This window comes from Pseudobutyrivibrio sp. (assembly GCF_017471675.1).
GTDB lineage: Bacteria > Bacillota > Clostridia > Lachnospirales > Lachnospiraceae > Pseudobutyrivibrio.
The window spans coordinates 1-9,077 of record NZ_JAFUSK010000011.1; the positions used below are offsets into that span (position 1 = coordinate 1).

Below are 9,077 nucleotides of genomic sequence, written 5' to 3' on the forward strand. Positions count from 1 at the left end.
AGTTCGGTCCCTATCCGGCGCGGGCGTAGGATATTTGAGAGGAGCTGCCCCTAGTACGAGAGTACCGGGGTGGACGGACCACTGGTGTATCAGCTGTCTACCAAAGGCATAGCTGAGTAGCCAAGTCTGGACGGGATAAACGCTGAAGGCATCTAAGCGTGAAGCCCCCCTCAAGATGAGATATCCCCTTCCTTCAAGGAAATAAGATCCCTTAAAGACGATAAGGTAGATAGGTTCAAGGTGTAAGTGTGGTAACACATTCAGCTGATGAATACTAATAGATCGAAGGTTTATTCAAAGAAGATGTAGCGAAAATCGGAAGACTAAGTCTTACTGTGTGAAGTTTTGAGGTTGCTGCGTTTCATGATTATCAAGCAATGTGTAGAAAATTGAGAACATGAGCTAATAGTTGTGTTTTAGGTAGAAATAGCAAATATTTTGAGGCAAGCGTGGGCTTGCTTTTTTTGTACATAGAAAGATTTAGAATTTCTTGTAAAAATTCTTTGAAGCATAAATATTCTAGAGCTTTGCTAAGATAAACAATATGTATAGGTTCTTGTGGGCTTTTTCCTTAAGTAGACCACAAGAAGGCATACTTATTGAATAATTGTCCAATTTCATTTTGAGTTAAAGAGAATTTATAATTAGAAAAAGATGAGAACATTAAAACAATTTGTAAAAAACGAAATAGTATTATGTGTAGCTTTTATTTTAGCGACAATATCTTGCTTTATTATTGTCCCAAGTAAAAGCTATTTAGAATATATTGATTTCAGAACACTAAGCATTTTGTTTTCATTAATGATTACAATGGCTGGGTTTCAAAAACTTTCCGTATTTCGACAGATTGGGGAGGCTTTAGTTAATAGAACTAAAACATTGAGAGGACTTGTTATAATTTTAGTTTTACTAAGCTTTTTTTCTAGTATGTTTATAACTAATGATGTTGCGCTACTTACATTTGTTCCATTTTCTATAATTACTCTTTCAATTGCAAATAAGAAAGATAAATACATTATTGTAATAGTATTAGAGACATTGGCAGCAAATTTAGGGAGTATGCTAACACCTCTTGGAAATCCTCAAAATCTATATTTATATTCGCTTTCAAATATGGGCTTATGGAGTTTTGTGAATTTAATGCTTCCCTATAGCTTGTGCTCATTGATATTACTTCTGATTTCTGTAGAGTTTTTTATAGGTAAGGAAGAAGGAAAGCTGACAAAAACACAGGTAAATATATATCAAAGAAGTAAAAAGGACAAATTACTAATCGCCATATATGTAATATTATTCCTTGTTTCTATACTGGTTGTTAGTAGAGCGTTGCCTTATTACATTGGGTTAATTATTGTAATTACTGCGGTGATATTATTTGATAATAGAGTATTGAGAAAGCCAGATTATTCTTTATTATTTACTTTTATATTTTTATTCATATTTATAGGGAATATAAAAAGAATTCCAGTACTTAGCGATTTTTTGAGCGAAATAATAAAAGTAAATGAGGTGGGAGTATCTATATTATTAAGCCAGTTTATAAGTAATGTACCTGCAGCTATATTATGTTCTGGCTTTACTAAAGATATTGTAAAGTTAATTGTTGGTACCAACCTAGGTGGGTTGGGAACGTTAATAGCATCTATGGCTAGTCTTATATCATTTAAGCAATACAGTTACATAGATGGAGCTGATACTAAGCGATATATATTAGTATTTACAGCTTTAAATATTATATATTTAGCATCTTTATACATATTGCATGTTATATTTCTAGGAAATTAATTGTAACATTATCAGGGCCTATAATTGTCATAGTTTTTTGATTGGAATATATATCTAATGTGTAATCACTTACAGGAATATTGTTTTTCTGTAGGTGATTTTTTAATATGTCCAGGTTCTCAAATGTGATTGTTATAGATTGGGATGGTATAGTCACATCCTTATTTAGGCAATGTATTGCTATTTGAGTTCGACCGGTAGTGAAAAGAAAGTAGCTATCGTTAGAGTCGGTAGGCACTATAAATCGTTTTGGTTGCAGTCCTAATAGCTTAGTGTAGAAATCCCATACATCTTCTTCATTTTTGGCAATAATATTAACTCTGGACATTCTAAAGCTTCTTACAAATGGGTAGAGAATTCCTTTTTTAGCAAGTTTTTTCCAAACTTTATAATTTTTATAATCTTTGCGCCATTGTGGATTTGTTAGTATATAGGCTATTTGTAAAAATAGATATGAACCGATAAGAGCTCCTGAAGTATTAGCAATAATATCTGAAGTATCATAAGTACCTCGCTTAGTCATTAATTGAATGTTTTCTATTAATACAGAAATAAGAAAGGAAGCAATTAATGGTCTTCTAAGGGCATGGGCTCTAAAAAATTTAAATATATAAGGAAGTAAATAACCCATAGGGATAAAAAGCATTAGATTCAGATAGAATTCGAAAAATTCCATAGCAGGCATATCAAATCCCTGCCATGTCATAATAAATAAACGTATACCGGAATTTCTAATTAGATAGGTTTCATTTTCACTTCTAGCAAATAGGACGAGATAGAATAAAATAAATAAATATATCGCAAATACGATATATAAAACTGTTTTTCTAATAATTGCGTATCTTGAAGCATTCTTTTTTTCATTTAACCCACCGTGTAGATTAAGTCCAAAATGCTTACAGATTTTTTTGTCGATAAAGGGAAGAATGCATGATAATAAAACTGCGATTGCAGTCACAGATAAAATTAGAATAAGATTAGTAATCCAGTTATTTTCATATAAGTTATAAAAGCTGTTTAGTTCCATTAATCTAATTGTCCCCTATTAGATAATAATTGTTATTTTTGAAAAATCTGTGAAACATAAATGGGTGTGACATAGCTGTGACAAATTATATGCTATTATGTCATCATAGAATAGTTATTTGAGGAGGTACCAGCTATGGAATTGAAATTTGATGATTTAGAAAAAGTAACTGGAGGAGTTAGTACTAGTACTAAGGATGTAGTTTGTTATTGCAAAACTTGTGGTATGAAACTCAAATATATTGGACAGGCAAGAGATGAGGGTGGAAATACAGGCGAATACCAGTGTGAAAATACAAATTATAAGCGTCCAGGAAACAGGTGTCCTGAGTACCATGTAATCAAAAAGAATGATGAGGTGGATTTTAAATAATCATTCGGGAGGTAGACGCTTATGGATATTAAAGGTAAAGAATTAAAGTTGGATGAGCTTGATAAAGTTGGTGGAGGAGTTAATCAATCTAATAGCCAGGAAATTGTAGCTGATCACTATTGCCCAACATGTAATAAGACGACTAAGTTTGTAGTTTATTCTGGCGCCAGAGGAAGATGCAAGGTTTGCGGAACAATGCAATATGATCTATAAATATGATTTATAAAGAGGAGGCTTAAGAATGAAAAGAAGAGTAATTGGGATTTTGCTTATGTGCCTTACATTTGGAGTAATTGCTACTGGATGCGGAAAAGCAGATGTAGTTAAAGATGAAGTAACAGATACTAGTACAGAAGAATCTGTTGCTGTACAAAGTGAAGAAGAAACAGCGGCTGAAGAGATCACAGAGGAAGCTACAGAAGCTGATGTTGATTTAGATGACTATGAGTCTTTCTCTAAAGCTACAGATGCATTACCTGACTATGAGTATCCAGGACCAGAGGCTTTTTATTCTGAGCTTTATGATTATGTTGAAGATTTGAATGAAGGATATCCTGAAGCTGATGTTAGTATTCCATGCATTCGTATAGTTGATATGGACGAATCAGATAATAGTGATATTAAAGTGTATGGAGATTTTTCTATATACAATTATAATTTGGCAGGAGATACATTATTATGTGCTTCAGGTGGCAGCTATCCAGGTGTGATTCATGTGAAGCTTACAGAAGATGAATATGAGGTAACAAAATTCGATGCAGTAGAAGATGGATCTAATTTTACATCAAGTGCTAAAAAGCATTTTGGTGATAAATATGATGCTTTTATGGAAGTGCTTTCTGATGATGATGGTAGAGAAGAAATTAGAGCTCAAATTATTTCAAATTATGTGTTTGCGAATAATTTGGACGTAAAGCATTATCAGGATTTTGGATGGGATAAGAAGGACTTACCAGAGCAAAATATTGATAGCTTTTATAGTAAGTTAGACTAAAAGTTAATAAATATAAAATTGTTAATAGATATTATAACCAACCCAGCTAAAGGCTCTATTGCCAGTAGCTGGGATTTTTTGTGAATCATTTGTGAAAATAGTTTAGTGAAAATAGATACTGTGAGATAATTACAAGGTGAATAAGATATAAATAAAGTACAAATTAACAGGTGTGATACTAGTGTGACACTTTTGTGACAAATAGAATGATACTATTATTCATGCTGGTAGGTAGCATACTGGGCTTTGTGAGGTATATAGATGAAAAAAACATTTCAGTGTGAAGCAAAAATCGAAAACCTGAATACAGCTACAGCCTTTCTTGAAGAGACACTTGAAGAAATAGGCTGCGGGATGAAAGAATCTATGCAATTATCCGTTGCACTAGAAGAGATTTTTGTTAATATAGCACACTACGCCTATGCCAAGACAGATTCATCTGGAAAGATTATTCCAGATACGGGGAGTGGACAAATGAGCTTGACATTGGTTGCTGAGGATGGAAAGGTTTACATGACCTTTGAGGATGAAGGGATTCCTTATAATCCCTTAGAAAAAAAAGACCCAGATGTTACATTATCGGTAGAAGAAAGAGAGATAGGTGGGTTAGGAATCTATATGGTCAAAAAAAGTATGGACGAAATCACCTATGAAAATAAGGATGGAAAAAACATCCTTACTTTGATGAAAAAATTGTGAAACCACAGTTTTAATGTATAAAATCGGTTATACTTATAATTGACTAATTTAATAGAAAGGGGAGTTAAATGCAATCAGAACGTATAAAGCTTGATGATTTTCAGGAAAGTTTTGAAATTGTCAAGCAAGTTGCAGAGCAGTATGAAGAAAAGGCTAAAATAAATGGCAAAGACGCATTGCGGTTTTCTTTGTTGGCAGAAGAGTCAATAAGATTAGTGTCATCTATTATGACGGAAAAGGATCCAATTGAGATTTGGTTCGAAGGAAATCGCAGAATATCTCATATTTGTATAAAAACTGAAACAGATATAGATGAAAATAAGCGTGAAGAGTTTTTATCAATCTCTTCTGCTGGTAAAAATAGTGCAGATAGAACTTTTATAGATGATTTTAGAGAGTTTATTATAAGACCTAAGAAACCAAGATGGTCTTTAGCTGAATATGAAGCAGAGATGATGCGCAAGAGAGCGGAGGATAAGTACTCAGAAGAAGCCTGGGGAAATCTGGAACGCTCAGTATTAGCAAATCTTGCAGACGACATTGCAGTTGGTGTAAAAAATGATAATCTTTTGATAATCGTCACCAAAGATTTTTCTAATTCACTTAAGACAGTCGGTTCAACCAGACCACTTGCTTATTCAAGCCAGATTTTCTTAGCTTCCAATGAAGATGCTTTGGAAAAGGCTTATACAAAAGTAGATAAATGTGCTGAAGAGCTTAAGCTAAAGAATAAAGATACTCTTCGAGTAAAGCTTCTGCTGGAAGAAACTATTGGAATGTTTGAAGAAATGACGGATGCTTTTACAGCACTGTTGTGGGTAGAGAAGTATAAAAATCAGTGCGCTGTTAAGCTAATTGGAAATACAAAGATTGATGCAGAAACAAAAGTAGATTTGCTTTCTGTATCTACTACAGGAAATAACAGCTTGGCTAGGGGCTTTATGGGGAAGATTAAGGATATTATAGAGACAAGCATCCTTAATTATGAATCAGTAATGAAGCTTAATCAGCAATATAATGGAATTCCTGTAAATTATGCTGGACTGGGTGTGTACAGCGATATAGGTCTTGCAACAAATCCAGTTGCATTTTCTGGTATGGTGTGGTCTATGAATGATTACAAGCAATCTCTTGAGGAGGGTAAAGCTTCTAATGAGGGAATGTTAGCGGCGTGGGATGAATTGGAAAAATCTATTGTTGCTAATATAGCAGATGATGTAATAGTAGGAGTAGACAAGGATAAAGTACAAATCACAATGATTTATAAATTGAAGGAGGAGTGAGACATGCTTAACATTAATATTTTAAAGGATGGAGAAAAGGCCGTTTATGTACTTGAGGGGAGATTAGATACATCTACAGCACCTCAGTTAGAGGAGGCGGTTAACGGTAATATATCTGAGCTTAAGGATATCTCCTTTGATTTTGCAAATCTGGAATATATTTCAAGTGCAGGATTAAGAGTGTTATTGTCAACACAGAAGACAATGAACAAGCAGGGAAAAATGGTTATCAAAAATGTATCTGAAGAAGTTATGGAAATATTTGATGTTACAGGCTTTTCAGATATTCTTACAATCGAGTAGTTTAAAAATAGCCCACATTCTAATTAGGATGTGGGATTTTTTTAGAATAAAATAGTATTTGTTAAATAAAAAAGCGTTAAAAAAGGATTAGCTCACCTTCGAGCTAATCCTTTTTTTACCTATTATTCTTTTGGTCTATCTACTACAGAACAAGTGATTGAGCCTGTGGCTTTATCAGTAGTATTAACTGTAACCATGTAGTTACCGGCGGGAATCTCGTAATATTCCGTAATTCCGATACTGTCAAATTCATATTCTATAGTAGCTGGTTTATCCGCAGAGGGAACTTCATTAATATTATCCCCGCCAGAAACAACTTTAACTTGAACAGCGCCTGCTGTGATTTGACTGTCAATTACAAGATATTCGTTATCATTGATTGAAATGCCGCTTCCACCAGCGGTGCCTTTGCAGGTTTCATTAAAGAAAGCTGTTACTTTTTTTCCATCTTCTGTTACATCTATAAAAGTCTTTGGTTCCTCACTACTGTTAGAGGTTCTGGCACATCCCATGAAAACTGCCATGGTACTTGTGATTACAAGCCCGGCCAATACAAAATTTGAAACCACTCTGTTATTTTTCATTTTATATTCCCCTTTCATTTTACACTCTTTTGCACTGAGTATATCCTAGCATTTGTTTTGTCACACAAGTGTCACAGATGGATAATCAGTCACAGGTTGATAACAATTGTCTAGTAAAATGTCTTTACATGATGTTGATACAAAAAATTCAGAGGAGGAAGAGTTGTGAAAAAGGGAACAAAAAGAATAATTAGGATTGGAAAATCTGTAGCAGCATTAATATTTAGTGTATGTATACTTATGACCTCTTCGCAGGTAGGAGAGGTTTATGCTGCTAATTCGGATAATCTTTTAAGCTCATTGCACCATAATGGATATAAGCTTGAGCAAGTAGTTGTGCTTAGCCGCCATAACATTAGATCACCATTAAGTGGAAAAGGTTCTACACTTGATAAATCAACCCCATATAAATGGCATGAATGGACATCAGCTCCTAGCGAACTATCTTTGAAAGGTGGAATGCTTGAGACTTCAATGGGGCAGTATTTTCGTAGATGGTTAGAAGCAGAACAATTTATCCCAGCCAATTATCATCCAACATCAGAGGAAGTAAGAATATATGCAAATTCAAAGCAAAGAACAATAGCGACTGCACAGTATTTTGCAGCTGGAATGCTTCCAACTGCAAACATGGATGTGGAATATCATGCGGAATTTGACAAGATGGATCCGGTATTTAATCCACAGCTGACATTTTCAAGTGATGCATATAAAAAAGATGCAACCAATCAGATAATGGCTTTGTATGGAAATTCTATTGCTCAACTTGAAGATAACTATGACCTTATGGAAGATGTTATAGATTACCATAAGTCTGAAAGATATAAAACCGGAGAATTAACTGATTTTGTCACAAATGATAGCAGTACTAAACTAGAAGCCTGGCAGGAACCGGGGGTGCTTGGTTCTATAAGAACTGCCACCCAGATTAGCGATGCTCTGGTTTTACAATATTATGAAGAAACGGATAACAAGAAGGCTGGATTTGGCAAAACTCTTTCAACTAAACAATGGGAAGATATATGCGAGATAAAGGATGTGTGCGTAGATGCTGGATTTGCAGCTCCGCTTGTGGCAATTAATGTGGCCAATCCTTTATTAGAAGAGATGTATTCTGAAATGAATAATACAAATAGGAAGTTTACATTTTTATGTGGACACGATTCTAATCTAACAAGCGTGTTGGCAGCACTTAATGTGTCAGAATACAGCTTACCTAACGCAATCGAGACAAAGACACCAATAGGTTCAAAAATTGTATTTTCTAAATGGATTAATGGAAGTGGCGAAGAATACTGGTCAGTTGACATGGTATACCAATCAACAGAGCAGTTAAGAAACGTAACAATGCTTGATTTAACAACACCTCCTTGTATATATCATTTACAATTTAACGAAATCAAGCAAAATCAAGATGGTTTATATTTGACAAAGGATTTGGAAAATCTTTTCTTAAGAAAAATCAATGACTATGATGTTCTTTACAGTATATATGCTAAACAAGCTGCATAGCTAAAAGGAGCGTTAGTATGAAGCGAGCAAACAGCAGAAAAATTATGAGTATGGTAATAGGCGGCAGTATTATTGTGTTAATGATACTGGTGTTTGGAACTATATGGACAGGTTCTAGCGCAAGCAAAGACACTGAAAAAGCTGTTAGGAATGTAAGCCTTTTGTATTTGGAGGAGCTGGCTGGAAGAAGAGAACAGGTAGTGGCTTCTACATTAAACGATTATATTAGTGATTTGGATGTTGCTATTGGATTGATAACACCTGATGATCTGAGTAGTGTAGAAAAATTGCAGGCATATCAGCTTAGAATGAAACAGCTTTATGGGCTGGAAAAATTTGCTTTTGTGGATGAAGATGGGGTGATTTATACATCCATGGGAACAAGGACAGATATAGAGGAGTATAATTTTGATTATGCTGCTTTAACTGAGCCTGAAATATCATTGAAAAATGCTAATGGAGAAAATACTAAGGTTGTTATTGTGAACCCTACGGATAGATTACCATACCAGGGACAT

10 protein-coding genes, 1 rRNA gene and 1 pseudogene are annotated in these 9,077 nt (G+C 34.3%); 10 read left to right on the plus strand and 2 right to left on the minus strand.

Annotated features, from left to right (window positions below):
* Together IJ535_RS01980 and IJ535_RS01985 are read left to right on the plus strand one after the other, a co-directional pair.
* Positions 1–298: ribosomal RNA gene (locus IJ535_RS01980) — 23S ribosomal RNA — on the plus strand; the annotation flags it as partial.
* A gap of 356 nt (positions 299–654) precedes the next feature.
* Positions 655–1,785, plus strand: coding sequence for an SLC13 family permease (locus IJ535_RS01985; protein ID WP_294298124.1), 1,131 nt, complete (start codon positions 655–657; stop codon positions 1,783–1,785).
* On the opposite strand, the gene IJ535_RS01990 is transcribed toward IJ535_RS01985, so the two are convergent.
* Positions 1,766–2,812, minus strand: coding sequence for a VanZ family protein (locus IJ535_RS01990; RefSeq protein ID WP_294298127.1), 1,047 nt, complete (start codon positions 2,810–2,812; stop codon positions 1,766–1,768). The two genes, IJ535_RS01985 and IJ535_RS01990, sit on opposite strands and share 20 nt — an antisense overlap.
* A 135-nt stretch (positions 2,813–2,947) precedes the next feature.
* Here IJ535_RS01990 and IJ535_RS01995 point away from each other — a divergent pair, with 135 nt between their 5' ends.
* The 6 genes from IJ535_RS01995 to IJ535_RS02020 all read left to right on the plus strand — a co-directional run bounded on the left by IJ535_RS01995 (position 2,948) and on the right by IJ535_RS02020 (position 6,463).
* Positions 2,948–3,184 (plus strand): hypothetical protein, encoded by a 237-nt coding sequence (locus tag IJ535_RS01995; RefSeq protein ID WP_294298130.1) that lies wholly within the window; start codon positions 2,948–2,950, stop codon positions 3,182–3,184.
* A gap of 21 nt (positions 3,185–3,205) precedes the next feature.
* Positions 3,206–3,397, plus strand: coding sequence for a hypothetical protein (locus IJ535_RS02000; RefSeq protein WP_294298134.1), 192 nt, complete (start codon positions 3,206–3,208; stop codon positions 3,395–3,397).
* 28 nt (positions 3,398–3,425) lie between these two features.
* A complete protein-coding gene (locus IJ535_RS02005; RefSeq protein WP_294298137.1) occupies positions 3,426–4,178 on the plus strand; it encodes a hypothetical protein in 753 nt (250 codons plus the stop codon).
* A gap of 261 nt (positions 4,179–4,439) precedes the next feature.
* A complete protein-coding gene (locus IJ535_RS02010) occupies positions 4,440–4,877 on the plus strand; it encodes an ATP-binding protein (protein ID WP_294298140.1) in 438 nt (145 codons plus the stop codon).
* 68 nt (positions 4,878–4,945) lie between these two features.
* Complete coding sequence (locus tag IJ535_RS02015; RefSeq protein ID WP_294289545.1) at positions 4,946–6,160, plus strand: hypothetical protein; 1,215 nt, start codon at positions 4,946–4,948, stop codon at positions 6,158–6,160.
* Between the two features lie 3 nt (positions 6,161–6,163).
* Positions 6,164–6,463 (plus strand): STAS domain-containing protein, encoded by a 300-nt coding sequence (locus IJ535_RS02020; protein WP_294298143.1) that lies wholly within the window; start codon positions 6,164–6,166, stop codon positions 6,461–6,463.
* A 122-nt stretch (positions 6,464–6,585) separates the two neighbouring features.
* Here the strand turns inward: IJ535_RS02020 and IJ535_RS02025 are convergent, their stop codons facing one another.
* Positions 6,586–7,047, minus strand: coding sequence for a hypothetical protein (locus IJ535_RS02025; RefSeq protein ID WP_294298146.1), 462 nt, complete (start codon positions 7,045–7,047; stop codon positions 6,586–6,588).
* 165 nt (positions 7,048–7,212) lie between these two features.
* Between IJ535_RS02025 and IJ535_RS02030 the strand changes: the two genes are divergently transcribed.
* Complete coding sequence (locus IJ535_RS02030) at positions 7,213–8,559, plus strand: histidine-type phosphatase (protein ID WP_294298149.1); 1,347 nt, start codon at positions 7,213–7,215, stop codon at positions 8,557–8,559.
* A 17-nt stretch (positions 8,560–8,576) separates the two neighbouring features.
* Positions 8,577–9,077 (plus strand): annotated as a pseudogene (locus IJ535_RS02035) (hypothetical protein); the annotation flags it as partial.